The sequence below is a fragment of the Mesorhizobium sp. M1307 genome (assembly GCF_040318155.1).
GTDB lineage: Bacteria > Pseudomonadota > Alphaproteobacteria > Rhizobiales > Rhizobiaceae > Mesorhizobium.
On sequence record NZ_JAMYLR010000026.1, the window covers coordinates 32,642 to 56,520 of the forward strand.

Consider the following 23,879-nt stretch of genomic DNA (forward strand, 5'->3'; position numbering starts at 1 on the left):
CGTCCGCATAGATGCGGCAAAACAGATAGTTAGAGCGAGTTGCCGGTTCTAAGAGAACCGGAACCGCTCTAAGAACTTGCTGCCATGTGGCAATTGCGTTTGGGTCAAACAGGAGGAGGCTGCCTGATCGCCATTTCGCACCATTTCCAGCGCTCTCCTCACCCCTCCACGGCCCTGATCTCCGCGTCGACCAGGCACCAGGGCGCATAGCGGAAATCGCGGATCTGGATGACCTGATCGTCCCGCCACTCGACCAGCATGAAACCGCGCACAGCGCCGTCGGCCGCCTGCGGGTCGCGGATCAGGATCGCCGGCCTGCCGTCGACCACGCCGAGCGACAATGTCCAGTCGCTGATACGGTCGTAATTGCCGAAATAGGTCGAAACCTCGGCCTTGCCGCGCAGGCGGACGCGGTTGACGACATCGAGCCGGACGTCCTCGGCGATCAGTGCCCTCACCGCGTCGAAGTCGCGCGCGTTGAACAGGTCGACATAGCGCCGCAGCCGGCGCTCGTCATCGGCGTCCAGCCTCGGCGCGAGCGCCTGTTCGGGCTGCAGCGCCAGCTGCTTGAGCTGCGCCCGCCCGCGATGCAGCGCGGCCTTGGTGGCGGCGAGGGTCGCTCCGGTCACTTCGCAGGTCTCATGCAGGCTGAGGCCGAGCACGTCGACCAGGATCACGGCGCTGCGCTGCGGTACCGAAAGCTGCATGAAGGAGCGCAGGCTGGTCTGGGCGGCGAGCCGGCTGTCGGCGCTGCCGGAGGGATCCTCGATGACGCTCATGTCGGCCTCGGTCATGCGCGACCTTTCCCGATTGCGCCGCCGCAGATGATCCTGCGCGGCATTGTGGGCGATGCGAAACAGCCATTGCTCCGGCCGTTCGACGATCGCACCGCCGTCGATCGCCTGCAGCGCCTTGATCAGCACCTCCTGGACGATGTCCTCGCCGTCGATCACCGAGCCGGCCATGCGTGCGCAGTAGCGATGCAGCCTTGGCCGCAACCCGACGAGCATCGCCTCCAAAGTCGCCCTGTTCATTTTCGGCGTAGCGTCCCATTTCTGCGCGAGCGGCATGGCAGGCGCTACCCGGCTTTCTGATCCGCCAGCATACGGTAATTGCCGATGACTTTGGCAGGCGATCGCAATGCCGGGGTCGAACGGCGCTCGGCGTGGTTTTCCGTAAACGCCTTGAAGGCCGCAAGCCCGGTCAGCGCCGACGAATCGCCGTCCTGGCCGACGATGTGGACGAACGAGCCGTCGTCCAGCTCGAGCACGAGATAACGCACCGTCGGCGGTGCCGCCTCGCCAAGCGCTTCGAACACTTTTTCGACCAGCGCGCGGTTATCTTCCAGGTCGGCTTGCTTCACACCGTATCGAATGAGCGCGTAGTTCATCATCGTCTCCTGACTGGTTGGTATGAACGAAGGACGACCGGCTGCGCTGAAAAGATTCTCCTTGCCGAAGAATCTTTTCGGTTGCCCGCATCGTCTTTCCCGCGTGGGCGGCTGCGCGGCAGCCATCAAGCAGGAGAGACGATCATGCATATCCAGTTTGCCGAGCTTCCGGTGTTCGAGCAGGACCGCGCCAAGGCGTTCTACACCAGGCATCTCGCCTGCCAGGTCATGGCCGACCAGAAGATGGGTGATGGCGGCTGGCGCTGGATCGAGCTGGCATTTCCGCATGCCGTGACGAACCTGCATTTTGTCAGGCGCGCCGACGACGCACCCGGCGCGGAGCCGGTATTGGTGCTGGTCGACGAAAATGTCGGGGCAATGATCGCGGCCATGAAAGCGGGCGGCGTCGAGATCATCACCGAAGCGCATGAGGCGCCGTGGCAGCCGGGGCGAACGGTGGCGGAGTTTCGCGACAGCGAAGGCAACCGCATGGTCCTCGCCAGCCGATAAGGCACCGGAGCCCTCTGTCCGGCGGGGCGTCGTACCTAAGTCCTACCTCCGGCCGGACCATCGGCCGTACTTCCTTCGTATTATTATTTCGTGACCTCTGCGCGCCGGAACCTTCCCTTGCATCGGGCGTTCGGGCGCTGTATCGCGATGCCTCATATTTAGGCAGGCGGAGGAAATACGAATAGGGCGGGTGGCAAAACAAACATGGGCCGGGGAGGAGCATCTTACCATGTCGAACCGTAAAATCGGAATGTCCCACAGTTTGGGGCTGCGCGTCGCTGACCTCAAATCCAGAATGCAAAGTGCCCAGATTACCGAGCATGAGATCAAGACGTTTCAAAAGGTTGCCGCCATCATGGGCGGCGCCAAAGGCTCACTGCGCCTCGATGCGGACGATCTGATCGCCGCGTCTTTCCTTGTCGATCCCTTGGAAGATCTCCCGCTCTCCAGTTGAAGGCGCCGAACGCAGGTCGAAATCCTATCGGGTTTGAACCTGCGATTGCCGCCGGCGGAGCATCCGCCAGCCCAAGCCGCATGCGAGGATGACGTTGGCCAGCGCTAGACCAGAAAGCGCGGCCAACGTCCCGTGCGGGCCGAAGCGCTCCAGCAGCAATGCTCCGGCCGAGGGTGCCGCCGCCTGGGCTATCAGGCTCGGCATGGCGAGGCGGCCCATCAGTCTCGCGTAGCCGTTAGAGCCGAACAGCGCGAGCGGCAACGTCCCCCGCGCGATGGATTCCAGGCCGATGCCTGCGCCGTAGAAGCCCAGCGCCAGCGGGATGATTGGCATGCCGGCCCAGAGCGTCGAAACGCCGATCGCCACAAACGTAACCGAGGCAAACTTGGTGAAAATCGGATGGTGGTAGCGCGCGATCATCATCTCGATCGCGCGCGCCGCCACCTGTGATGGACCAACCAGCACGCCGAGCCCGACGGCTACGGCAAGCGCCATGCCGCTGCCTTGCAGGATTGTGAGCAGATGCACCGATAGTGTCGACGAGATCACCGCTGCGAGTGTCAGGGTCGCGGCCAGAACGATCATGATCGACGGATCGGCTTGGTTGTCGAGAATGGGTGCCGCCTTCTTCACTCCCGGTTTGACTGCCGGTTGCGGCGGCTCCCGGGGCAGGATCACCAGATAGAGCGGAAGCGCAATTGCCAGCTGAAAGGCGGCGTAAACCAGGCAGGTGCCGCGCCAGCCGACCTCCCCCAGCAGCAAGGCTGAGATCGGCCAGCAGATGGTGCTCGCAAGGCCGCCGAACAGCGTCAGCATGGTGATGGCGGAGCGCGCGCCGTGGCCGTAGTGGCGGCCAAGCGTTGCGAAAGCGGCATCGTAGAGCCCCGCCCCCATGCCCAGGCCGATGACCAGCCAGGCCGCGATATAGGCCGCAAGATTAGGGGCAAGAGCCAGCCCGATCTGGCCGAGCCCGATGCATCCGGCGCTGAACGCCAGAACGTTGCGGCCGCCATGCCGCTCGATCGACGACCCGACGCGCGGAGAGATCAATCCTGCCGTGAGCAAGCCGAGGGACAGGCCGCCGACAACCCATGCCAGCGGCCAGCCGGTATCGGAGGAGACTGCCGGCGCGATGACCGCGGGAAGATAGTAGGAAGAACCCCACGCCATGATCTGCGTCAGGCCAAGCGCGGTGATAATCGCGCCGCGGCTGCGCAGGATGGCCGGCGAAGGCGGCGAAAGACTCATGCCGCGACGCTGCAGCCACAGCCGCCTTTGCCGACCGCCTTCGCCTTGGCGTCGGCGACACAGCACGCATCCACCGCTGCCGGCGCCGGACCGCCGCAGCACCCCTTGTCGGCCACGCCGATCCGCGGCACCGTGCAGACGCCGGTCTCGGGCAGCACGAGCTGGACATTGTCGGCCGCCACCATGTCTCCGGCGATCGCCGCCGCGACTGAGCGGACCTGCTCATAACCGGTCAGCAGCAGGAAGGTCGGTGCGCGGCCATAGCTCTTGATGCCGACTGTGTAGAACCCTTGCTCTGGATGGCTGAGCTCACGGTGGCCGTGCGGCGGCACGTCGCCGCAGGAGTGCTCGTTGGGATCGATCAACGGTCCCAGTGCCTTGACGCTTTCCAGCCATGGATCGAGCTCGAGCCGAAGCTCACGGGTCAGCGACAGATCCGGGCGTTGTCCGGTCGCGGCGATGATACGGTCGACCGGACCCAGCGCCTGCAAGCCGTCCCTGGTCTGGCCTTCGACGACCAGCCGGCCGTTGGCATCGCGGATCGAAACAGCCGCAAAGCCCGTCACCAGCCTGACGCCGCCGCTCTCGGCGAGTTCGCGCACTTCGGCGCCGAGTTCGCCGCGTGCCGGCAATTGGTCGGCATCACCGCCACCGTAGATGCGCACCAGGTCGGTGCCGCGCGTTGTCCAGATGAAAGCGGTGCCGGCCTCCACATTTGCCAGGCTGGCGAGATCCAGCACCGCATTGGCGGCCGAATGGCCGGAGCCGACGACCAGCGTCGTCTTCCCCGCGTAAAGGCTGCGGTCGCGGCCGAGAATATCGGGGATGCCGTAGGCGATGCGGTCGGCAAATTCGGCCTCGCCTTCGGCATGAATTCCGCCGGCGCCGAGCGGGTTCGGCATCTGCCAGGTTCCCGAAGCATCGATGACGGCACGTGCGCTGTCGCGTTTTGTACCATCGGCAGTCTCGACCGCCAGCATGAACGGCCGGTTCTCGCGTCCCTTGCTCAGCACCTTGTCGGCGCCCCAGCGCGAAATGCCGACGACCCGGGCGCCGGTTTCGATCGACGGCGACAATTGCGGAAGCTTTGCAAGCGGCTCGAGATAATCCGCGACGAGGTCGTCCGCGGTTGGGAATGCCCCGGGCTCAGGCATCCGCCAGCCATGCGCCTCGAGCAGGTTTCTGGCCGCCTGATCGACGCAATAGCGCCAGGGCGTGAACACACGGACATGGCGCCAATCCCTGAGATTGGATGCAACCGCATTGCCGGCTTCGTAGACTTTGACAGGAATGCCCCGCGCGATCAGGTGGACCGCTGCCGCCAGACCGACCGGCCCGGCGCCGATCACCGCAACGGGGAGTTTTTCGATCATCTCCATGTCTTCCATCCTTCCGGTAATTTCGAATTATAGTGGCAAAAAAATCATGCCGCCGTCTTGGCCGTCGCTTCCGCCGATGCCGGCGCACAGGTGGCGTCGGCGCAGCATTCGTCCGCGAGGTATCCGATGAGCCCGTTCATGGCGGGATAGTTGGCCCGGCAGATTAGCGTCGTCGCCTGGCGCTCCTGTGTCACCAGGCCGGTGTCGACCAGCCGCTTGAGGTGATGCGAGAGCGTCGAGGCAGCGATGCCCAATCTGTCCTGGATACGCCCGACCGGCAGCCCCTCATCGCCCGCCCGCACCAGCGTCCGATAGAGCTGCAACCGCGTCGGGCTGCCGAGGGCTTCGAGTTGCGAGGCTGCTTTTTCGAGTTTCATGGAAATAAGCTATTTCCAGAATCGCTGCACGTCAAGAGAATTTCGACAAAGATCGAAATAAGACGATATCTAGCCGACGCGCTTGCCGCTGGCGTCGATGACCATCTCGCCGTCCTCCTTGGTGAACGGGCCGATATCCGGATTGGGCAGGATATCGAGCACCGCTTCGGATGGTCGGGCGAGCACGGTGCCGAGCGGCGTCACCACGATCGGCCGGTTGATCAGGATCGAATGCGCCAGCATGAAATCGAGGATCTCGTCATCGCTCCACTTCGGATCGCCCAGGCCGAGTTCGGCATAGGGCGTGCCCTTTTCGCGCAGCAATTGGCGCGGCGTCATGCCCATCGCTGCGATCAGCTCGACGAGCTTTTCGCGCGACGGCGGATTTTTCAGATATTCGATCACCTCCGGCTCCTCGCCGGACTGCCTGATGATGGCCAGCGCGTTTCGCGAAGTGCCGCAATTGGGGTTGTGGAAGATGGTGACGGTCATTGCGCAGCTTTCATCTGTCCGGCTGGTTTCGGTTGGGCGAGCAGCCACCCTGCAAAGGCCATGGCGAGCAACGCGCCCAAAAGTTCGGCGCCGATGAAGCCCGGCAGATCGGCGGGGCGGATCCCGGCAAAAGTGTTGGAGAACGCACGGGCGATGGCGACGGCCGGATTGGCGAAGGATGTCGATGCGGTGAACCAGTAGGCGGCGGTGATATAGAGCCCGACCAGCCAGGGGATCGAATCCGGACGGGAACGCAGGCCGGCAAGGATGGTGAAGACCAGCCCGAATGCGGCGACCAGCTCCGCAATCCATTGCCCGCTTCCGGTCCGCACCGTCGCCGACACTTGCAGGATCGGCAATTCGAACATTGCATGCGCTAGGAATGTTCCGGCGATGCCGCCGGCAATCTGGGCGGCGACGTAAGCCAGCGCTGCGTTCGTTTCGATCTCGCGTCGAAGCGCGAATACCAGCGTCACCGCCGGGTTGAAGTGCGCTCCGGATATCGGCCCGAATATGGTGATGAGCACGACCAGGATCGCCCCGGTCGGCAAGGTGTTGCCGAGCAGGGAGACGGCGACATCATTGCTCAGCCTGTCGGCCATGATGCCGGAACCGACCACGGTGGCGACCAGCAGAGCCGTGCCGAGGGCTTCGGCGGCAAGGCGGCGGGGAAGATTGCCGGAGCTCATCTAGCTAGCAGTTGCAGGTCACGGCCTGGACGACAGGCTGGCAAAGTTCCGGCGCGCCATTGCAGCAATCCTCCATGAGATAGGCCAGCAGATCGCGAAACCTGGTCATGTCGGCGAAGTAGCGCACGCTGCGGCCCTCCCGTTCGGTCCGCACCAGGCCGGCATGCGACAGTATCTTGAGATGAGCCGATACCGTATTCGGAAATGCGGCGAGCCGCGTGGCGATCTCGCCCGCCGGCACGCCGTCGGCTCCAGCCCGCACCAAAAGGCGAAAAACGTCCAGCCGGGTCTCCTGGCCGAGCGCGGCAAGTGCCGAAAGGGCGAGCGTCTTGTCCATATTTCCAGATTTCCAGAAATGGGGAATAGAGTCAACGCGCGAAGACTGTGTTGAGTAACGAAATCTCACCGAAGGCGGGGAAGTCCGTAGCGGCGGCAGCTAAGGCGACAGCTCGCGCAGGGCTGCGTTGGCGGCAACAAATTCGTAGGAGTTATTGGGGCAATCGCTGGCGGCGAGCCGATAGAGCCGCAAAGCTTCATCGCTGTGCCCCTGCAGTCGGCTCAGCTCGGCGCTGAACATGTTTGTCTCGCACAGGTTTCCGCGTTTCTTTATCGCATCAGGGTCGTCGGCTTCTGCAATTGTCGCGGCGAGAGTCTGCTCGCCAAGCAGCATTCGAACAGCCGGCGCCGGCCATCGCGTCATGTCGAGCTTCTTGGTCGCTTCCTGCAAATGCCCTGCTGCGCCATTGCGACGCTCGGCAAAATCGAGCCAGATCGCAACATACGCATCCTCTGGTTTGACTGTGGCGGCTTGCGCGAAATCGGCTTGGGCTTTCTCCATGGCACCGGAGTAGAAATGGACGATACCCCGGCCCAAATAGGCGTAGACAATCGTCGGATCGAGGCTGATTGCCTGGTCGTAATCTGCCGTTGCACGTACGTATTCGCCTTTTATTGACCAGACGAGACCTCTGCTGAGATAAGCATGGGCATATTTCGGATCGAGCCCAATTGCTTTGCCATAGTCCTCGAGGGCGCGGTCGTATTCGCCATTCTTGTCCCATATCCAGCCGCGCTTCCTGTAGGCACTGGCGTGTTTCGGGTCGAGCAGGATTGCCTGATCGAAGTCGGCAATCGCGCGGTCGTCATCGCCTTTGTGTGCCCAAGCCGTACCTCGATCGTCGTAAGCATTGGGGTCTTTCGAATCGAGGCCGATCGCCTGGTCAAAGTCGGCGATGGCGCGGTCATAGTCGCCTTTGTCAGCCCAAACGTTGCCTCTGTTGTAGAAGGCACTGGCGCGTTCCGGATCGAGACTGATCGCCTGGTCGGCGTCGGCGATGGCGCGGTCGTAGTCGCCCTTATATTTCCAGGCCCGGCTTCGATTGCCATAGGCACTGGCGTCTTTCGGGTCGAGGCTTATCGCTTGGTCGTAGTCGGCGATCGCACGATTGTAATCGCCTTTGATTGTCCAAGTCAGGCCTCTATCGAGGTAGGCACGGGCGTTCTTCGGATTGAGGCTGATTTCCTGGTCGTAGTCGGCAATGGCGTAATCAGAATCGCCTCTGAGTGACCAGGCCATGCCTCGATGATGATGGACTCCGGCGACATTCGGATCGAGGCTGATCGCCTGTCCGAAATCGGAAATGGCATGGTCATAGTCGCCCTTGAGTAGCCAGGCCATGCCCCGATTATCGTAGGCGCTGGCTTCCTTCGGATCGAGGCTGATCGCCTGGTCATAATCGGCGATCGCACGGTCGTAGTCCCGCTTCCTTTTCCACACGAGACCTCGGTTGTTATAAGTTCGGCCATCACGGGGATCGAGGCTGATCGCTTGGCCGAAATCGGCGATAGCGCGGTCGTTGTCGCCCTTGCGTGCCCAGGCCAGGCCCCGGTCGCCATAAGCTCCGGCATTCCGGGGCTCGAGGCTGATGGCCTGATCGTAGTCGACAATAGCTCGGTCGTTGTCGCCTTTGTCGAGCCAGGCAGAGCCTCGGATGCGGTATGCATCGCTCTTCGGGTCGAGGTTAATCGCCTGGTCGAAATCGGCGATAGCGCGATCAGCGTCGCTCTTGAGTGCCCAGGTGATGCCTCGGTAGTAATAAGCACTGGCATCTTCCGGATCGAGGCTGATCGCCTTATCGAAATCGGCAATGGCGCGATCATAATCATTCTGCCTCGCCCAGGCGACGCCGCGCTTGAAATAGGCCGTCAAACGGCTGCTGGCGGGCTCTGTCACATCCTCTATCATGAGTGTACAAGCGCCAATTCGCCGAGCCGTATCGGCCTCGTCGTCCCCGACACAATCGCTGCTGGCAGCCAAAGCTGGGCCGCTCAGGGCAAACAAGACCATGAGCCCACGCAGCAGCGACCGACAAAAAGACCTATGCCATTTTCGAATCATCGGCTCATGGATCATGTCGTTTATTTGCATCGCAGTGCGCTTGATCAAGAAGGCCTTGATCTTTGCAACCCAACACTGCACCATTCTTGGGTCAAGGTGAGACTTGATTTTTTTGACCTTTGCCAAACCGACACCCGCCCGTGACATTCGGCGGAGACAGCGGCGGCTCGCCTGGTCCAAATCAGCCAGGCACTGTGGCGGCGACCGCATCAGCGCGACCAAGGCCGGCAACCGCTTTTCTGACCCGCTGCAGATGCGCCTGGCGTCCGGCGGCCGAGACGCTGTCCATCCGGTAGAGCGCCAGGAATTTGGTCCGGCATAGTGGATGGCAGACGGAGCGGAAGCCGCGCAGCAGGGTCCGCCGGCCGGGCTGTCCCATGATCCACGACATCAGCGGCGTGGCGCCACATGTGGTCATTGCCATCACCCGGCGTATGTGCCGCAATTTGGGCCGCGGGCCGCGTCGTGCCGTCGGCATCTCGAAAGCGAAGCCCGGCACCAGTACACGCTCCAGCCAGCCTTTCAGCATCGCCGGAAGGCCATACCACCAGGTCGGATAGATGAAGACGACCGCCTCCGCCCAGAGCAGCTCCTGCGCATGTTCGTGCACCGGTTGCAGGTTCGCCGCCTTGTCGTGGTAACCGCGCCATTCCTGCGTGCGCATGACCGGATCGAAGCCGGTCGCATAGAGGTCGAGCAGGTGGACCTGGTGGCCGCTTTCGGCAAGCGTCTCCAGCACCGTGTCGCGCACCGCGCCGCTGAAGCTGTCGGCGCAGGGATGGCAATGGACGACGAGGACCTTCATCTGGCGCTCAGACCTGTCGGTCGCGAGAGGATCGCGGGGGTGCATGCAAGCGTCGCATGCAAACAAGCCACCCGCAGACGTAGTCGATCAGCTGTTTTCATGCGAAGCCCCGCAGCCCCCATATCAAGACGCAACACCTCCGGTCGCGTCAAGGCCCGTTCATGCGCAGACGTGGGCTTGCTGGGGCCAAAACCCTAACGGTGGATTCGGTTTTTCGATCAGCATTGTTCCAGAAAGCCGGCGCCCTAGCTTCAGGGCGGGTCCAAAGCGTCAGGAGAAAAAGATGCAGACAGGAAAACTGAGCGGCAAGATCGCCTTGGTGACTGGCGCCTCTTCCGGCATCGGCGAGGCCACCGCCCTGGCACTGGCGGCAGAGGGCGCCACGCTGGCGATTGCCGCGCGGCGCGCCGAGCGCCTGGACGACCTGGCGAGGCGGATCCGTGAGACCGGCAGCGCGGCACTGCCGATGACGGTCGACGTCACCGACGAGGCGCAGGCCTCGGCCATGGTCGAACGGGTCGCGCGTGAATACGGCCGGCTCGACATGCTGCTCGCCATTGCCGGCGTTGGCGTCGCGGCGCCGTTCCGCAACACGACGCCGGAAGAGTACCGCCGGATGGTCGACGTCAACATTCTCGGGCTGCTCTATCCGATCCATGCCGCACTGCCCACGATGCAACGGCAAGGCGCCGGCCACATCGTCGTGGTCTCGTCCGGCACCGGCCGTTACATCCACCCTTCGGTGGTCTATTCCGGCACCAAGCACGCGGTGAGCGCGATGGCGGAATCGCTGCGTCGCGAGATCGGCAAAGACGGCATCCGTGTCACCTGCATCGAGCCTGGCGCCGTCAAGACCGAGTTCACCCAGAATATGCGCGCCGATGTGCGCCAGGCGGTCGAGCAAAGGCTGGGCGACATGGAGCAACTGGAAAGCGAGGACATCGCCGCCGCCATCCTTTATGCGGTGACGCAGCCGCCAAGGGTCAACGTCAACATCCTGACGCTCTATCCGACCGAGCAGGCGTGAGGGCCGCAAAGGTGGTACCCTGCGCCGCCCCCGCAGCCCTGCAGCATCATCCGCCGATCATCAGCGTGAACACAAGCTGCCGCAACTTGCCGCCCGGGCCGAATTCGACCCGGTCGAAATCGCGGCTCGCCTGCCGTTGTGCCTGCGAGATTCCGGCGAGCCGTCTCGTCACTTCGATCCTGATCTTGCTGCAGCCGCGGTCATCGGCGACGGTCAGGCCGATGGTGGCCGCCTCGATCTTGTGCACCATGTCGACGATGCTGGCGCCATGCACCTTCTCGTGAGCTGCGAGGCCGGCTGCGAAAACCTCCCAGTTCTTCTGGATTGCGCCCGGCAGCTGCGCGGCCGGCTTCGGCAAGGTGTAGGTGATGATCAGCTTCGGCCGCGCCGACACCAGCACGCAGGCGTCGCCTTGCGGCTGGTAGTCCCTCACCCAGGTCAGCTTGAAATTGGTATGCGCGATGACGCGGCGTTCGCCGAGCAGCGGCCCGCGCCCGCCGATCGAGGCGTAGAGCTCCGGCCCGGATTGCCCTGAGATGGCATAGGTCTCGACCTTCTCGACCGCCTGCCAGCCGGCATGCGCCGGCGATGTCGGCAGGAAGGCGAGCAGCAGGCAAAGGCGAATGGCTGTTTTCATGCAAGTCCTCGCAGCCGCTGCGCACGACGCAAACGATATGCAGTTCCCTTCCGTGGACATAGCCGGCGGCCGGCTATAGTGGGATGCTCGTATACAAGAATCCACAGGCAACATCATGTCGCCGCGACCGAACATTGCCCGGCAACGCCCTGCCCCCGGGGCCCAGCCTCCCGGCGTCAGCCTCTGTCGTGCACTGTCGAAGCTTGGCCTGTGCTCGCGCAAGCAGGCCGAGCTTCTGGTTGCCGAGGGGCGCGTGCGGGTCGCCGGCAAGATCGTGCGCAACGGCTCGATGCGTGTCGATCCAGGCCGCGATCGCATCGAGGTCGACGGCCGCCGCGTCGCCGCCGAGCGCAAGGTCTATCTGATGCTCAACAAGCCGCGCGGGCTGGTCACCACTCGCGACGACCCGCAGGACCGCGGCACCGTCTATGATTGCCTGGCAGGCCTCGACCTGCCTTTCGTCTCGCCGGTCGGCCGCCTCGACAAGGCCAGCGAAGGCCTGCTGTTGATGACCAACGATACCCGCTTCGCGCAGCGCCTGCTCGATCCCGCCTCGCATGTCGCCAAGACCTATCACGTGCAGATCGGCGCGCTGCCCGACGAGGCCATGCTGGCGCGGTTGCGCGCCGGCGCGACGGTCGACGGCGAATTGCTGACGGCCCGGTCCATCGAGCTGCTGCGCGGCGGCACCAGCACCGCCTGGCTGGAAATCGTGCTCGACGAGGGCCGCAACCGCCATATCCGCCGGCTGCTCGCCGCCCACGATATCGAGGTGCTGCGCCTGGTACGGATCGCGATCGGATCTCTGCAACTCGGCGACCTTGCCAAGGGCAAGGTACGCCATCTGACTGCCGAAGAGCTGGCGCTGCTTCAGGCCTAGCCGGCTGGCGGCGACTCGATTGTCAGGCAGCTGCCCGCCAAAGCTGTTCCCTGTCGGATACAGCATCAATTGCCCGCAAGAGAACCGACACCGCGGTGTCCAGGCTGCTTTCCTCGGCCTCGGTTCGACAAGCCCTGTCCAGGGATCGAGGTTAGCGGGATCACGCTCTATCTTCGCAACCAACGTCTCGCGCGGTTCAAATTGAAATGTAAGGGGCTCATCAGTTGTCATTGTCGGAAGAAGCCTTGGCTTTGCCGCACTGGGCCAGCACCTTGCCGATGGCGGCGGATGAGCCGGCAAGCGGAAAGCTGTTCTCGCCATATTTGCCCGAGGCGACCGTGACCTCGCCCTTGGAGCGCAGCAGGGCCAACAGCGGGTCGGTGCTGCTCAATTCCACGGTGAAGGTGTTGTACATTTCTTCGAGTTGAAGCGTCTTGGTCACCGCCTTGCCGCCGGCCTTGAACGCGAACGAAGCGATGCCGGGTTCCAGTTGCGGACCGCTGTCGCCCAAATCATAGCTCAGCGTCGGCTTGCCGAAACAGGCCAGCGTCAGCTGGGCGCCGCCATTCGAGCCGCCGCAGACCGACGCCATCAGCACTTTGCCGCCCTCCTCTTCCTCCAGTTTCGCCGTCCAGCCGCACGGCGCGGCAAACGCCGGCTGCGCCGCTTGCAGGACGACCTGAGCGGCGACGCAACCCGCCACGACGAATTTCGCCAATCCGCTTCGCATGATCTTCCCTTCCCAAGTCATCGAACCATCGTCGGCCACGTGGCATCAAGGACTATACAAAACAAATTGTCCCGTGGCATTACCGGCGACACCAGGGCGCTGTAGCAATTCAGGCGATTGATTTTCGATCGAGTGGAAGCGGCACCAGCACCGCCTGGCTGGAGATCGTGCTCGACGAGGGCGGCAACCGCCACATCCGCCGGCTGCTCGCCACCCACGATATCGAGGTGCTGCGCCTGGTACGGATCGCGATCGGATCTCTGCAACTCGGCGACCTTGCCAAGGGCAAGGCACGCCATCTGAGCGCCGAAGAGCTGGCGCTGCTTCAGGCCTGAGCGACCAGGCACTGGAGGCCCCTTGAACCGAAGCGGCAATTGACATTTGCATCTCTGTTTCATATTTTCCATTTGTGAAACTGAAATGCGCCGATGCAGTCAAAGTGTCAGGGCTGACACGCATGGGCGAAGCTGGCTTGGAAGCCGGAGAGAAAACATGGCTACTGCGTTGCGGGCGGTTCCCAGATTCCTGGACGAATTGGGTACGTTTGGCGGCCTCAAGGGAACCGATATTGCAAACATCACCGACGTGTCCAAGGCCACGGTTTCGAGGTGGAAGGCCGGCGACATCAAGCCCCAGCCGCGCAGCGAGCTCATTCTGTCGGACCTGCACTATATCGTCGGCCGACTGCAGGAATTCTACGAGCCAAGCGATATCCGCACCTGGCTTTACGCTCGCCACCCGCAATTGAACGGTGAAAGGGCGATAGATCTCATTCACGACGACCGCGCCCTCGACGTGCTCAAAGTCATCGACCGGCTTGAGAACGAGGTCTTTCTGTAATTGGCGATCGCCGGGCGGATGAGACGAGACAGTCGGCTCATCGATGCTATCGAGGAAATGGTTCCGGTCGAATACTCCGGGACGGTTTGGCGTGTGGTGCGCCAGGGCCGCAGCCCGATCCAGTGCTCGAGCTCCGGCGGCCGTTGGGACGATGGAACGTTCGACGTGCTCTACACCTCGCAAGAGCGCGAAGGTGCCTTGAGCGAGATGAGATTCCACCTGACGCGGGGGCAGCCAGTGATCCCTTCGCGCGTCAGATACAATCTCTTCGAGATCGATCTTGCTTTGGACCGGACGCTCAGACTGCTCGACCTGGCAGCCTTGCAGACCCTTGGCCTCGACACCGCGCGCTACGGGCAGCTTTCGTATCAGGAAAAGCACGCCGAATATCCGAGGTCGCAAGACATCGGCGAGGCCGCGCATTTCCTCGATTATGACGGTCTGATCGTGCCCAGCGCGCGATATGATTGCCTGAACGTCGTCGCGTTTTGTGATCGGCTGCCGGCCGGAGCGATGACGATCAGAACCGATCACGGGGAAATTGCCTGGGCTAGCGGCGGCCCCGCTGCCATCCATCCCCCGCACGGGTGATGCGGCCAACGGAAGTGGCGCGCTAACATTGCCTCCAAGTGCAGAGGTCTAACGCGCAAGGGAGGATCCATGCGTATGCTCCGACTGATACCGACGCTGCTGGCGCTGCTGGCCGTCTTGCCATTGAACGCTGAAGCGACCACGAAGAAGTACCCTAAGGGCCACGGCACGAATTGCGCCGAGAAGGACCAGGCGTGCCAGAAGAAATGCCAGGCTGTGCCGATCGACTACAACAGCGTCAAATCCATCCAGGGGCGCAACGAATGTCTGAATAATTGCACCATCGGCTACGATCAGTGTCTCGGGGCACCCGCCCGAATCCAGGAACAGACAATCCAGGAGGACGCCGCGCAATAGAAGCCCGCCAGAGATGGCTCCAATGCGCAAAACATAGGTGTGATCGAATGACGGCGACAGCCCGCCGGTCGCCTTCATGTGCGGCCGCCGACTTCGTCGACATGGCGCAGCATGTCGTCGGGATCTTCATAGACGCGGAACGTGCCCGATTGGCGGAGCTTCTACGGTGCCGTAGCCGCCGCTGAGCAGGCCGACATCCAGTAGGACCGTGCGATGCGTCACCCGCCGCGCGCCGCGTCATGGATTTCGGCAAAATCCAGCCCATATTCCTAGATGTGGAGCTTTGAGCGTGAAACTCGCGCGTGCGGTCCTGCTTGCCGCGGCTTTCGTGGCTGTTGCGGCCGTTTGTCCCTCTTCCGCAACCGGAGAGGCGGACGGCCGGGAGAAAATTGTGTTGCGCGTCGAGATAGACGGCGCCATCGGTCCGGCGAGTGCCAGGCAGCTCGAGGAAGCACTGGCGGTGGCCGCGGACCGAAATGCCCAGGCTCTCATCCTGCAGATGGACACGCCCGGCGGGCTGGTCACCAGCATGCGCGAGATGATCGCCGGCATTCTCGCCTCGCCGGTTCCCGTCATCGGCTATGTCGCGCCCGCCGGCGGGCACGCGGCGAGCGCCGGAACCTACATCCTCTACGCCACCCATCTGGCGGCGATGGCGCCCGGCACCAATCTGGGCGCGGCAACGCCGATCGAGATGGGCGGGCCGCTGCCATCGTTTCCCGGCGGCAAGAACGATGGCCCGGAGGCGGACAAGGACAAGAAGAACGCACCCGCGGGCGATGCGATGATCGCCAAGGCGACGAACGATGCCGTTGCCCTGATCCGCAGCCTGGCTGAATTGCGCGGGCGCAATGCCGAATGGGGAGAAAAGGCCGTGCGCGAGGCGGCCAGCCTGTCGGCCGGCGCGGCGCTGCAGCAGCATGTCATCGACTTCGTCGCCCGCGACACCACCGAACTGCTTCAACTGGCCGACGGCCGGACAGTCGAGATCGTCGGCAAAAAAGAGGCAATGGCGACGAAAGGACTGCCGGTCGAAACGCTCGAGCCAGGCTGGCTCATCCGGCTTCTCGCCGTGATCACGGACCCGAACATCGCCGTCATCCTGATGCTGGTCGGCGTCTATGGCCTCGTCTTCGAATTCACGAGCCCGGGCGCGGTCGCGCCCGGCGTGATCGGCACGATTTGCCTTCTGCTCGGACTCTATGCGCTCAATCTCCTGCCGATCAGCTATGCCGGCCTTGCCTTGATGCTGCTTGGCATCATCTTCCTGGTCGTCGAAGCCTTGAACCCGACTGTGGTCCTTGGGCTGGGAGGCGTGGCTGCGTTTCTGCTGGGCGCTGCAATGTTGCTCAGGATCGAGGGGCCCGGCTTCGAGATGTCGTGGGCCGTTATCGGCACCGCCGCCGTCCTGACGCTCGGCCTGGCGCTGTTGACCGGCAGCTATCTGTGGGCGGCCCGCAAGAACGTTCCGCGTGTTGGCGCACAGGCCATGCAGGGGCTGCCGGCGGAGGTCCTCGACTGGCAGGGCAGCGAGGGCCACGTGCTCGCCCGGGGCGAGCGCTGGCGGGCAAAAGCCGACGAACCGCTTGCAGTGGGCGACAGCGTCGAGGTGGCCGATGTCAGGGATCTTGTGCTGACGATACGGCGCCGCAATGTGAGAAGCGATGGAGCGAGGCAATGATCATCGGTTATGTGGCCTATCTGGCAGCAGCGCTCGTCGTGGTCATGTTCCTATCCGCGGCCATTCGCATCCTGCGGGAATATGAGCGCGGCGTGGTCTTCACGCTCGGCCGCTTCACCGGGGTCAAGGGCCCCGGCCTTATCATCCTCATCCCCTTCGTGCAGCAGATGGTGAAGGTCGACCTGCGAGTGGTGGTCCAGGACGTCCCGCCGCAGGACGTGATCTCGCGCGACAACGTCTCGGTGAAGGTCAACGCGGTGCTGTATTTTCGTATCGTCGACGCCGAGCGGGCGGTGATCCAGGTTGAAGACTTCATGACCGCCACCAACCAGCTGGCACAGACCACGTTGCGGTCGGTGCTCGGCAAGCATGAGCTCGATGAAATGCTGGCCGAACGTGACAAGCTCAACAGCGATATCCAGGAGATTCTCGACCAGCGCACCGATGCCTGGGGCATCAAGGTCTCCGATGTCGAGATCAAGCATGTCGACCTCAACGAGAACATGGTCCGCGCCATCGCCAAGCAGGCCGAGGCGGAACGGCTGCGGCGTGCGAAAGTGATCAATGCCGACGGCGAACAGCAGGCGGCGGCAAAGCTCGTCGAGGCCGGCAAGATGCTGGCCGAAGCACCGCAGGCCATGCAGCTACGCTATTTCGAGGCTCTCCATGACATCGCCGGTGAGCGCTCGTCGACGGTCGTGTTTCCGGTGCCGATGGATCTGCTCGGTCATTTCATCAAGCAGGGTGGTGGAGGCGGAGGCGGCTGAGCGCGTAATCTCCCCCCTCGAGGGGGAGATGGCCGCGAAGCGGCCAGAGGGGGTCGTCTCACATAGATCGCCGACGCCTTCCTCTACGAGAGACGGCGCTGACGCTCCACGCGCCGCGACCCACCCTCACCTCCGCCACGGCGGGACCGGCGCAAAGCGTTTGCCGATCCAGTCGGCGAAGGCACGTGTCTTGGCGGCTTGCCCCTTGGCCGAAGGCATGACGACATAGACGGCGCCCTCGTCGGCAAGCGTCCAGTCCTCCAGCACTGGCACCAGCCGGCCGTCGGCGAGCTCGCGTCCGACCAGCCAATCCGTGCTCATCATCAGTCCGACGCCTTGCACGGCGGCTTCGACCAGCACCTCGGCGTCGTCGGTGACCAGCGGCCCGGAGACCTCGATACTGACGCGCCGGCCCGAACTGTCGGTCATCTCCCAGGCCGGAAAGGTCTGGAAACCTGAGAAGCCCAGGCAACTGTGTTCCAGCAGTGCTTCAGGTTCAGTCGGCGTGCCCCGGCGGGCGAGGTAGGACGGCGCGGCGCACAGCAGCCGCCGGCGTGTCGCGACCTTACGCGCCACCAGCCGCGAATCCTGCAGCGCGCCGAGACGCACGGCGACATCGAAATTCTCGGCGACGAGATCGACGAAACGGTTGGAGAACTCGGCCTCGATACGAACGTCGGGAAATTCGGCGAGAAACTGCGGCAGCAGCGGCCCGATCCACATGCGCCCGAACGAGCCGGGCAGCGCCAGCCGCAGCACGCCGCGCGGCCCGCCGCCGGCATGCGCCGACGCGGCAGCCTCGGCCTCGTCGACCGCAGCCAGGATGGCGCGGACGCGAACGAGAAATTCCGAACCCGCCTCGGTTAGCGACACGCTTCGTGTCGTCCGGTGCAGCAGGCGCACGCCCAACCGCTCTTCCAGCGAGGCAAGGCGCCGCGACAGGATCGTCGCGTCGCGGCCGATGCGAGCAGCCGCCTTGGTGAAGGAGCGTGCTTCGGCGATTGCCGCGAAGGCGGCCATTTCGACCAATGCTGCCGGTTCGTGCGATTGCTGCATCAGGCGCAGAGCTCAAATGTAAAACACAAGGATTATATACCAATAGCGCAGCAGCTAGTTTCATTCAATCCCGGCCCGTCAATCGGCCATCAACCGGAGTGAGACATGAAAGCGATCGAACTGACTGCCCCGAGACTGGACGCGTTTCGCGCGGCCACCGTTCCCACGCCTGAACCGCAGCGCGGCGAAGTGCTGATCCGCCTGCGCGCCGCAAGCCTCAATTTTGTCGATGTCGCGATAGCGAGCGGCAACTATCCAGGTCCGAGCTTTCCGCTCATTCCCGTCGTCGACGGCGCCGGCGAGATCGTCGGCATCGGCGAGGGCGTGTCGAGGCTCGCCATCAACGACCGCGTCATCGCCCATGCAAAACCGCGCTGGATCGGCGGCCGTCCGCGGCCTTATGAGACCAGAGAGATGCGCGGGCTGACACTGCCCGGCTCGCTCGCCGAATACGTCGCGCTGCCGGCCAATGCCGTCGTGCCGATGCCGGCGCATCTGTCCTTCGAATCGGCAGCGACGCTGCCGATCGCCGGCACCACCGCGTGGAATGCGCTTCGCGCCGCCGATGTCGGGCCGGGGTCGGTCGTCGTCCTGCTCGGTACCGGCGGTGTCTCGATCCTGACCCTGCAGCTGGCCAAGGCAGCCGGCGCCACGGTCATCATCACCTCGTCGTCTGACGAAAAGCTGGCGCGCGCCAAGGCCTTGGGTGCGGATCATCTCATTAATTATCGTGAGACGCCGGACTGGGACGCCAAGGTGCTCGAGTTGACCGACGGGCTCGGCGCCGATCTGATCGTCGAAACCGCCGGCGCGGCTACCTTCGCCCGCTCCATCAATGCCGCGGCGCCCGGCGGCACGGTGTTCGCCATCGGCTTCGTCACCGGCGCCGAGGCCACCACGAACCTGCTGCCGATCATCATCAAGGCACTCAAGGTTGTGGGCAACAACACCGGTTCGGTATCCGACCTGTGCGACGCGGCGCGCGCCATCGGCGCCGCCCGTATCGATCCGGTCATCGACACGGTCTACAGCCAGCACCAGGCGACCGAGGCCTACGCCCACATGGCGGCCGGCGGCCGGCATTTCGGCAAGCTCGCGTTCAGTCTGTCGTGGTGAGCCTGAAAAAGGCAGAGCGTTGAAGCTGCCGATCTCCCCTCTCGTGGGGAGATCGGTCGTCACCTCGGCTTTCGCCAATCGCCAATGCGCCGACAGTCCCGACCTCCGCCTAAATCAGCTTCTCCAGCGTGATCGGCAGGTCCCGCACCCTTTTCCCGGTGGCGTGGAATACCGCGTTGGCGATCGCCGGCGCCACGCCGACAATGCCCAGCTCGCCGACCCCCTTGCCGCCAAGCGCCGAGGAATGCGGATCGGGAATACCGACCGAGATCACCTCGATGTCGGGAATGTCGGCATTGGTGGCGATGAGATAGTCGGCGAGATTGTTGTTGACGATGCGGCCGTGGCGGCGGTCGACGATGCCCTCCTCGAGCAGCGCCTGGCCGATGCCCATGATGATGCCGCCCTTCCATTGGCTTTCGGCGAGCTTGGGGTTGTAGAGCCGGCCCGAATCCAGCGCCGACACCACGCGGGAGACGCGAACCGTGCCAAAGTCCTCGTCGACGCGGACTTCGATGAAATGCGCGCACCAGCTGTGGCGGGAATAGTCGCCCTCGGTGTGCGGCAGCGCCATGGCTATGGTGGTGTAGTTCTTGTAGCGGTCCTCGACCGTCGAATTGGCCGGCATGGTGTCGCCCTTCGCCTCGATATGCTCGCGCCCGACGCTGCTGAGCAGTTCGGCGATGGAAACTTCGGGGCCGTTGCCGCGCGGTGAAGCGACGCGGCCATTGGCGACGACGAGCGTGTTGGCCTGCAGTGCATGGAACGGCGAAGCCGGATCGCTGATGGCGAGCCCGATCAGTTGGTCGAGCGCGGCACTCGCCGCCTTGTGGACGGCGCCGGTCATCACCCCGGCCAGCCGCGAACCGCCGGTGACGCCGGCACGGGCATAGCGGGAATCGCCAAGCTTGACGACGACGTTTTCCGCCGGCACGCCCACCACCTCGGCGGCGGTCTGCGCCAGGATCGTGTAGGTGCCCTGCCCCATGTCGATCGATGAGCTTTCGACCTCGACCGAGCCGTCGGCGAGAATGCGCACGACCGCCTCGCCATAGGCGCGCCGCACCGGGTAGGTGCCTGCCGCGACACCCCAGCCGATCAGCTGGTTGCCGTCGCGCATCGAACGCGGCCGGGGGTTCCGCTTCGACCAGCCAAAGGCTTCGGCGCCGGCCGCGAAGGCCTCACGCAGTTGCCGTGTCGACCACGGCTTCTTCGCATGCGGATCCTGCTCGGCATAGTTCCTGAGACGGATTTCCAGCGGGTCGATACCGACCTCGTAGGCGAGCTCGTCGATGGCGCTTTCGATGCCGAAGGCGCTCGGGTTCTCGCCCGGCGCGCGCAATGCCCCCGGCACCACCGTGTTGACCCGCACGACGTTCTGCCGCGACGAGAAATTCGGCGTCGCGTACATGACCGAGGTGACCGAGCCGAGCGGCTCGACCCACATGCCGTCGACCGAGGTCTCGTTGACGCCGCGATGCACGATCGACTGGATCTGGCCCTCCGCGTTGGCGCCGAGCGCCACGGTCTGGCGCGTCGCCGCCCGTCCGCCATAGGCGGTGAAGGTCTGCGGCCTGGTGACCGCCAGCTTCACCGGCCGTCCCAGCATTTTCGCGGCGACTGCCGCTACAGCGCCGTAGCCATAGGCAAACGCCTTGGAGCCGAAGCCGCCGCCAATATAGGGCGAGACCAGTCGTACATTCTCGAACGGCACGCCGAACCATTCGGCATAGGTCCGCGCCATGCCGTCGAGCCATTGGCTCGGCTCCCAGACCGTCAACTGGTCGCCCTGCCACTTTGCGATCAGGCCATGCGGCTCCATCGGCGCCTGGTATTCGCGCGGCGTGTTGTAGGCGTTGCAGATCCTGACCGGAGCCGAGGCGAACGCTGTCTCCGCTTCGCCCCATTCCTTGGTCATCGCATCGACGGGGATGCCGTCGCCGGCCTTTGGATCGCTGAGGTCGACGATCGCCGGCGCCTCGTCATAGGCGATCTTGACCAGCGCCGCGGCGGCGACCGCCTGCTCGAAACTCTCGGCCACCACCGCCGCGACATGCTGGCCGCTGAAGGTGATGTCGCGCGCCAGCGGGCAATAGGCGACGTCCGGCGGCGGCGTGCCCAGCCAGTCCGTTGCGGTTCTCAGCGGCAGGATATTGTCGGGCGTCAGCACCAGCAGCACGCCGGGCGACGCCTTGGCCGCGGCCGTGTCGATCGAACGCACCCGGCCGGCGGCAATGGTGCTCTCGACCAGCACCGCATGGGTAAGCCCCTCGAGCTGCTGCTCGACGGCGTATTTGGCGGCACCGGTGATCTTGGCCGGGCCGTCGACGCGCGACAGCCGGCCGCCGACCTGGTCGGCGAGGACGGCACCGTCCGAAGCGTCGCCGCGTTTGGCATCGCCGGGTCTTGTTCTCAACTCGTGAACGGTCATGCCGTTTCTCCCATTTTGAAGATGGCGCGGGCGACGACGCGCGGCGCCAGTTCGATCTTGTAGTGGTTGGCGCCATGGTCGACGGCGCCCTCGACGGCGAGCAGGCTGGCCTGCCTGACGACCTCCGGCTCGAGCACTTTGCCTTTCAGCGCCTCTTCGACGGCAAGGGCGCGCCATGGCTTGGTGGCGACGCCGCCAAGCGCGACGCGCAGATCGCGGATCGTCCTTCCGTCGGCCTCGAATTCGATGCCGACCGCGGCACTTGCCGCGGCGAATTCATAGGACTGGCGGTCGCGGACCTTGAGATAGGTCGAGCGGCGGGCGGCCGCCGAAGCGGGAATGCCGATCGCGGTGATCATCTCGCCGGGCTCGATCGCATGTTCCCTTTCGGGCGTGCTGCCCGGCAACAGGAAAAAATCATCGACGGCGATCTGACGGTCGCCGAGATGGACGATCGCGTCGAAGGCGACGAGTGCAACCGCCAGGTCGCCGGGATAGGTGGCGACGCAGGCCTCGCTGGTGCCGAGCACGGCATGGCCGCGGGTGACGCCGCCAATCGCCGAGCAGCCGCTGCCGGGCGAGCGCTTGTTGCAAGCGGGGAAATTTGCCGGATCGCGGAAATAGGGGCAGCGTGTACGCTGCATCAGATTGCCGCCGATCGTCGCCATGTTGCGCAGCTGCGCCGATGCCGCCTGCCACAATGCTTCCGAGACTGCGGGGAACCGGCTCTTGATATCGGCATGGTCGGCGACGCGGCTCATCCTGGCCAGCGCGCCGATCGTGGCGCCCCGGTCATCAACGGCAATCGTGTCCAGTCCTTTGAGATGGGTGATGTCGACCACGGTCTCGGGTTCGGCAACGCCGCATTTCGCGAGATCGACAAGCGTCGTGCCGCCGGCCAGAAGCATGGCGCCGGGAAGTGCTGCTGCCTCACGGGCTGCATCGACGGAGCCGGCGCGGAGATACGAAAAGTCCCTCATGACGCGGCCTCCATGGCCGCCTGGCGCACGGCGGCGACGATATGCGGATAGGCGCCGCAGCGGCAGAGATTGCCGGCCATGTATTCGCGGATCTCCTCATCCGAGCCGGCATGGCCTTCGCGAATGCAGGCGACCGCCGACATGATCTGGCCCGGCGTGCAATAGCCGCACTGGAAGGCATCCTGTTCGAGGAAGGCGGCCTGCACCGCATGCAGCGTGCCATCCTCCCCGGCAAGCCCTTCGATGGTGGTGATGTCCCTGCTTTCAGCCTGAGTGGCAAGCGTTAGGCAGGCCAGCACGCGCTGGCCGTCGATATGAACGGTGCAGGCGCCGCACTGGCCCTGGTCGCAGCCCTTCTTGGTGCCGGTCAGCCCGAGATGGTCGCGCAAGGCGTCGAGCAGGGTAACGCGCGGTTCGACCTCCAGCTCATGTCGATGTCCGTTGATTCGAAGTTGGATTGGAGTTCGGGTTTTGCTTGTCATGGGGCGTCTGGCTCCAGTTGCTTGACGCGGGAGGGGATGATCTGGTGCCCGGCCGGCGAGCGGCAAGATCAGCTTATGGCTAGGTGAAGGCTATCTTCCCCTTGGGGGAAGTGCCCGGCAGGGCAGAGGGGGTCGGTTCGACTTGGCGCGAGCTCCGGGAGGGCTGCGGCTTGGGAGGTCGAAAGACGTGACATACCCGATCCCGTGATTACATGAGAAAGGCGCTCCACAATCGGAGGCGCCTCCGCTTATTACCTAAGGGCCTGCTCCGCCCTGTTCAAGCCCCGGATCGAAAATGATCAAAATTGGAGGAAATTGGCAGGGCAGCCGGCCGTCATGTCTGGAGACAAAAAAGCACCACCGGCCCAAGCCGGTGGTGCTCTCTGAACTGTCTGTAGGGGCAGGACAGTCCAATGATCCTGAGGGGATCGTGCTCAACATGGGCTCATTTTTGCCCCACGGCATCGGCCGAACAGATGACGAGTGCCGGCCGCGAGGAAATATCCTCCGTCGTCATCCACCGGACGTCATCCACGGGCCGTGCACCGGAGGCGGGCAAGAT

Annotated in this window: 27 protein-coding genes and 1 pseudogene; 11 read left to right on the forward strand and 17 right to left on the reverse strand. The window is 64.1% G+C overall.

What is annotated here, in order from left to right; translation table 11 throughout:
- Positions 1–158 precede the first annotated feature (158 nt).
- Both NKH16_RS23605 and NKH16_RS23610 read right to left on the reverse strand, forming a co-directional pair.
- Entirely contained in the window at positions 159–1,070 is a 912-nt protein-coding gene (locus NKH16_RS23605; protein ID WP_352744169.1) for a sigma-70 family RNA polymerase sigma factor, read from the reverse strand.
- Positions 1,071–1,078: 8 nt separating this feature from the next.
- Complete coding sequence (locus NKH16_RS23610) at positions 1,079–1,540, reverse strand: hypothetical protein (RefSeq protein WP_352744167.1); 462 nt, start codon at positions 1,538–1,540, stop codon at positions 1,079–1,081.
- On the opposite strand from NKH16_RS23610, the gene NKH16_RS23615 reads away from it, so the two are divergent.
- Both NKH16_RS23615 and NKH16_RS23620 read left to right on the forward strand, forming a co-directional pair.
- Positions 1,535–1,900 (forward strand): VOC family protein, encoded by a 366-nt coding sequence (locus NKH16_RS23615; RefSeq protein WP_023680367.1) that lies wholly within the window; start codon positions 1,535–1,537, stop codon positions 1,898–1,900. The two genes, NKH16_RS23610 and NKH16_RS23615, sit on opposite strands and share 6 nt — an antisense overlap.
- 229 nt (positions 1,901–2,129) lie before the next feature.
- A complete protein-coding gene (locus tag NKH16_RS23620; RefSeq protein WP_031213090.1) occupies positions 2,130–2,354 on the forward strand; it encodes a hypothetical protein in 225 nt (74 codons plus the stop codon).
- A 24-nt stretch (positions 2,355–2,378) separates the two neighbouring features.
- On the opposite strand, the gene NKH16_RS23625 is transcribed toward NKH16_RS23620, so the two are convergent.
- From NKH16_RS23625 to NKH16_RS23660, 8 genes are all read right to left on the reverse strand, one after another.
- Positions 2,379–3,602: an MFS transporter gene (locus tag NKH16_RS23625; RefSeq protein WP_352451419.1), complete on the reverse strand. Its 1,224-nt coding sequence runs from the start codon at positions 3,600–3,602 to the stop codon at positions 2,379–2,381.
- Positions 3,599–4,975 carry an NAD(P)-binding domain-containing protein gene (locus tag NKH16_RS23630; RefSeq protein WP_502911740.1) on the reverse strand — a complete coding sequence of 459 codons (1,377 nt, stop codon included), beginning with the start codon at positions 4,973–4,975 and terminating at the stop codon, positions 3,599–3,601. Before NKH16_RS23630 ends, NKH16_RS23625 begins: the two co-directional genes overlap by 4 nt.
- A gap of 50 nt (positions 4,976–5,025) precedes the next feature.
- Complete coding sequence (locus tag NKH16_RS23635) at positions 5,026–5,358, reverse strand: ArsR/SmtB family transcription factor (RefSeq protein ID WP_352744163.1); 333 nt, start codon at positions 5,356–5,358, stop codon at positions 5,026–5,028.
- Positions 5,359–5,427: 69 nt separating this feature from the next.
- Positions 5,428–5,850, reverse strand: coding sequence for an arsenate reductase (glutaredoxin) (gene arsC / locus NKH16_RS23640; RefSeq protein ID WP_352744162.1), 423 nt, complete (start codon positions 5,848–5,850; stop codon positions 5,428–5,430).
- Positions 5,847–6,539 (reverse strand): aquaporin, encoded by a 693-nt coding sequence (locus NKH16_RS23645; protein WP_352822058.1) that lies wholly within the window; start codon positions 6,537–6,539, stop codon positions 5,847–5,849. Before NKH16_RS23645 ends, arsC begins: the two co-directional genes overlap by 4 nt.
- A 4-nt stretch (positions 6,540–6,543) precedes the next feature.
- On the reverse strand, positions 6,544–6,876 hold the full coding sequence (locus tag NKH16_RS23650) for an ArsR/SmtB family transcription factor (RefSeq protein ID WP_352744160.1): 333 nt from the start codon (positions 6,874–6,876) through the stop codon (positions 6,544–6,546).
- 99 nt (positions 6,877–6,975) lie between these two features.
- Positions 6,976–9,063, reverse strand: coding sequence for a tetratricopeptide repeat protein (locus NKH16_RS23655; RefSeq protein WP_352902050.1), 2,088 nt, complete (start codon positions 9,061–9,063; stop codon positions 6,976–6,978).
- Between the two features lie 55 nt (positions 9,064–9,118).
- Positions 9,119–9,742, reverse strand: a complete 624-nt coding sequence (locus NKH16_RS23660; protein WP_352614374.1) for an NAD(P)H-dependent oxidoreductase — start codon at positions 9,740–9,742, stop codon at positions 9,119–9,121.
- A gap of 283 nt (positions 9,743–10,025) precedes the next feature.
- Here NKH16_RS23660 and NKH16_RS23665 point away from each other — a divergent pair, with 283 nt between their 5' ends.
- Positions 10,026–10,769 (forward strand): SDR family oxidoreductase, encoded by a 744-nt coding sequence (locus NKH16_RS23665; protein ID WP_352743728.1) that lies wholly within the window; start codon positions 10,026–10,028, stop codon positions 10,767–10,769.
- A 46-nt stretch (positions 10,770–10,815) separates the two neighbouring features.
- Here NKH16_RS23665 and NKH16_RS23670 read toward each other — a convergent pair whose 3' ends face one another.
- A complete protein-coding gene (locus NKH16_RS23670) occupies positions 10,816–11,406 on the reverse strand; it encodes a DUF922 domain-containing Zn-dependent protease (protein ID WP_352451428.1) in 591 nt (196 codons plus the stop codon).
- Between the two features lie 115 nt (positions 11,407–11,521).
- Here NKH16_RS23670 and NKH16_RS23675 point away from each other — a divergent pair, with 115 nt between their 5' ends.
- The gene (locus NKH16_RS23675; RefSeq protein ID WP_352451429.1) at positions 11,522–12,286 is read left to right on the forward strand and encodes a pseudouridine synthase; all 765 of its coding nucleotides are present in this window, start codon (positions 11,522–11,524) and stop codon (positions 12,284–12,286) included.
- Between the two features lie 220 nt (positions 12,287–12,506).
- Here the strand turns inward: NKH16_RS23675 and NKH16_RS23680 are convergent, their stop codons facing one another.
- On the reverse strand, positions 12,507–13,016 hold the full coding sequence (locus NKH16_RS23680) for a hypothetical protein (RefSeq protein WP_245274855.1): 510 nt from the start codon (positions 13,014–13,016) through the stop codon (positions 12,507–12,509).
- A gap of 167 nt (positions 13,017–13,183) precedes the next feature.
- Between NKH16_RS23680 and NKH16_RS23685 the strand changes: the two genes are divergently transcribed.
- From NKH16_RS23685 to NKH16_RS23700, 4 genes are all read left to right on the forward strand, one after another.
- Positions 13,184–13,351 (forward strand): pseudouridine synthase family protein, encoded by a 168-nt coding sequence (locus NKH16_RS23685; RefSeq protein WP_502911738.1) that lies wholly within the window; start codon positions 13,184–13,186, stop codon positions 13,349–13,351.
- A gap of 157 nt (positions 13,352–13,508) precedes the next feature.
- Positions 13,509–13,856 carry an antitoxin Xre/MbcA/ParS toxin-binding domain-containing protein gene (locus NKH16_RS23690; protein WP_254819704.1) on the forward strand — a complete coding sequence of 116 codons (348 nt, stop codon included), beginning with the start codon at positions 13,509–13,511 and terminating at the stop codon, positions 13,854–13,856.
- Positions 13,857–14,447 (forward strand): RES family NAD+ phosphorylase, encoded by a 591-nt coding sequence (locus NKH16_RS23695; RefSeq protein ID WP_352579470.1) that lies wholly within the window; start codon positions 13,857–13,859, stop codon positions 14,445–14,447.
- 69 nt (positions 14,448–14,516) lie between these two features.
- Positions 14,517–14,804 carry a hypothetical protein gene (locus NKH16_RS23700; RefSeq protein WP_352472174.1) on the forward strand — a complete coding sequence of 96 codons (288 nt, stop codon included), beginning with the start codon at positions 14,517–14,519 and terminating at the stop codon, positions 14,802–14,804.
- Positions 14,805–14,878: 74 nt separating this feature from the next.
- On the opposite strand, the pseudogene NKH16_RS23705 reads toward NKH16_RS23700, so the two are convergent.
- Positions 14,879–15,005, reverse strand: a pseudogene (locus NKH16_RS23705) (HAD family hydrolase); the annotation flags it as partial.
- A gap of 88 nt (positions 15,006–15,093) precedes the next feature.
- Here NKH16_RS23705 and NKH16_RS23710 point away from each other — a divergent pair.
- A complete protein-coding gene (locus NKH16_RS23710) occupies positions 15,094–16,485 on the forward strand; it encodes an NfeD family protein (protein WP_352451433.1) in 1,392 nt (463 codons plus the stop codon).
- Positions 16,482–17,252 carry a slipin family protein gene (locus NKH16_RS23715; RefSeq protein WP_023680344.1) on the forward strand — a complete coding sequence of 257 codons (771 nt, stop codon included), beginning with the start codon at positions 16,482–16,484 and terminating at the stop codon, positions 17,250–17,252. Before NKH16_RS23710 ends, NKH16_RS23715 begins: the two co-directional genes overlap by 4 nt.
- A 126-nt stretch (positions 17,253–17,378) precedes the next feature.
- Here the strand turns inward: NKH16_RS23715 and NKH16_RS23720 are convergent, their stop codons facing one another.
- Positions 17,379–18,308, reverse strand: a complete 930-nt coding sequence (locus NKH16_RS23720; protein WP_352744156.1) for a LysR family transcriptional regulator — start codon at positions 18,306–18,308, stop codon at positions 17,379–17,381.
- Between the two features lie 105 nt (positions 18,309–18,413).
- Between NKH16_RS23720 and NKH16_RS23725 the strand changes: the two genes are divergently transcribed.
- Positions 18,414–19,424: a zinc-dependent alcohol dehydrogenase family protein gene (locus NKH16_RS23725; RefSeq protein ID WP_352744154.1), complete on the forward strand. Its 1,011-nt coding sequence runs from the start codon at positions 18,414–18,416 to the stop codon at positions 19,422–19,424.
- A 109-nt stretch (positions 19,425–19,533) separates the two neighbouring features.
- Here NKH16_RS23725 and NKH16_RS23730 read toward each other — a convergent pair whose 3' ends face one another.
- The 3 genes from NKH16_RS23730 to NKH16_RS23740 are packed head-to-tail and all read right to left on the reverse strand — an operon-like array spanning position 19,534 to position 23,317.
- A complete protein-coding gene (locus NKH16_RS23730; protein WP_352744153.1) occupies positions 19,534–21,855 on the reverse strand; it encodes a xanthine dehydrogenase family protein molybdopterin-binding subunit in 2,322 nt (773 codons plus the stop codon).
- Positions 21,852–22,835 carry an FAD binding domain-containing protein gene (locus NKH16_RS23735; protein ID WP_352744151.1) on the reverse strand — a complete coding sequence of 328 codons (984 nt, stop codon included), beginning with the start codon at positions 22,833–22,835 and terminating at the stop codon, positions 21,852–21,854. Before NKH16_RS23735 ends, NKH16_RS23730 begins: the two co-directional genes overlap by 4 nt.
- Positions 22,832–23,317, reverse strand: coding sequence for a (2Fe-2S)-binding protein (locus NKH16_RS23740; protein WP_352451438.1), 486 nt, complete (start codon positions 23,315–23,317; stop codon positions 22,832–22,834). Before NKH16_RS23740 ends, NKH16_RS23735 begins: the two co-directional genes overlap by 4 nt.
- Positions 23,318–23,879 lie beyond the last annotated feature (562 nt).

Bases quoted from the DNA above. Each gene is read 5' to 3' on its own strand.
- NKH16_RS23605 (WP_352744169.1), bottom strand. From the start codon at position 1,070: ATGCCGCTCGCGCAGAAATGGGACGCTACGCCGAAAATGAACAGGGCG.
- NKH16_RS23645 (WP_352822058.1), bottom strand. From the start codon at position 6,539: ATGAGCTCCGGCAATCTTCCCCGCCGCCTTGCCGCCGAAGCCCTCGGC.
- NKH16_RS23730 (WP_352744153.1), bottom strand. From the start codon at position 21,855: ATGACCGTTCACGAGTTGAGAACAAGACCCGGCGATGCCAAACGCGGC.
- NKH16_RS23740 (WP_352451438.1), bottom strand. From the start codon at position 23,317: ATGACAAGCAAAACCCGAACTCCAATCCAACTTCGAATCAACGGACAT.
- NKH16_RS23715 (WP_023680344.1), top strand. From the start codon at position 16,482: ATGATCATCGGTTATGTGGCCTATCTGGCAGCAGCGCTCGTCGTGGTC.
- NKH16_RS23660 (WP_352614374.1), bottom strand. From the start codon at position 9,742: ATGAAGGTCCTCGTCGTCCATTGCCATCCCTGCGCCGACAGCTTCAGC.
- NKH16_RS23635 (WP_352744163.1), bottom strand. From the start codon at position 5,358: ATGAAACTCGAAAAAGCAGCCTCGCAACTCGAAGCCCTCGGCAGCCCG.
- NKH16_RS23700 (WP_352472174.1), top strand. From the start codon at position 14,517: ATGCGTATGCTCCGACTGATACCGACGCTGCTGGCGCTGCTGGCCGTC.
- NKH16_RS23665 (WP_352743728.1), top strand. From the start codon at position 10,026: ATGCAGACAGGAAAACTGAGCGGCAAGATCGCCTTGGTGACTGGCGCC.
- NKH16_RS23650 (WP_352744160.1), bottom strand. From the start codon at position 6,876: ATGGACAAGACGCTCGCCCTTTCGGCACTTGCCGCGCTCGGCCAGGAG.
- NKH16_RS23620 (WP_031213090.1), top strand. From the start codon at position 2,130: ATGTCGAACCGTAAAATCGGAATGTCCCACAGTTTGGGGCTGCGCGTC.
- NKH16_RS23610 (WP_352744167.1), bottom strand. From the start codon at position 1,540: ATGCATGATCGTCTCTCCTGCTTGATGGCTGCCGCGCAGCCGCCCACG.
- NKH16_RS23630 (WP_502911740.1), bottom strand. From the start codon at position 4,975: ATGATCGAAAAACTCCCCGTTGCGGTGATCGGCGCCGGGCCGGTCGGT.
- NKH16_RS23675 (WP_352451429.1), top strand. From the start codon at position 11,522: ATGTCGCCGCGACCGAACATTGCCCGGCAACGCCCTGCCCCCGGGGCC.
- NKH16_RS23625 (WP_352451419.1), bottom strand. From the start codon at position 3,602: ATGAGTCTTTCGCCGCCTTCGCCGGCCATCCTGCGCAGCCGCGGCGCG.
- NKH16_RS23735 (WP_352744151.1), bottom strand. From the start codon at position 22,835: ATGAGGGACTTTTCGTATCTCCGCGCCGGCTCCGTCGATGCAGCCCGT.
- arsC (WP_352744162.1), bottom strand. From the start codon at position 5,850: ATGACCGTCACCATCTTCCACAACCCCAATTGCGGCACTTCGCGAAAC.
- NKH16_RS23690 (WP_254819704.1), top strand. From the start codon at position 13,509: ATGGCTACTGCGTTGCGGGCGGTTCCCAGATTCCTGGACGAATTGGGT.
- NKH16_RS23670 (WP_352451428.1), bottom strand. From the start codon at position 11,406: ATGAAAACAGCCATTCGCCTTTGCCTGCTGCTCGCCTTCCTGCCGACA.
- NKH16_RS23680 (WP_245274855.1), bottom strand. From the start codon at position 13,016: ATGCGAAGCGGATTGGCGAAATTCGTCGTGGCGGGTTGCGTCGCCGCT.
- NKH16_RS23725 (WP_352744154.1), top strand. From the start codon at position 18,414: ATGAAAGCGATCGAACTGACTGCCCCGAGACTGGACGCGTTTCGCGCG.
- NKH16_RS23720 (WP_352744156.1), bottom strand. From the start codon at position 18,308: ATGCAGCAATCGCACGAACCGGCAGCATTGGTCGAAATGGCCGCCTTC.
- NKH16_RS23615 (WP_023680367.1), top strand. From the start codon at position 1,535: ATGCATATCCAGTTTGCCGAGCTTCCGGTGTTCGAGCAGGACCGCGCC.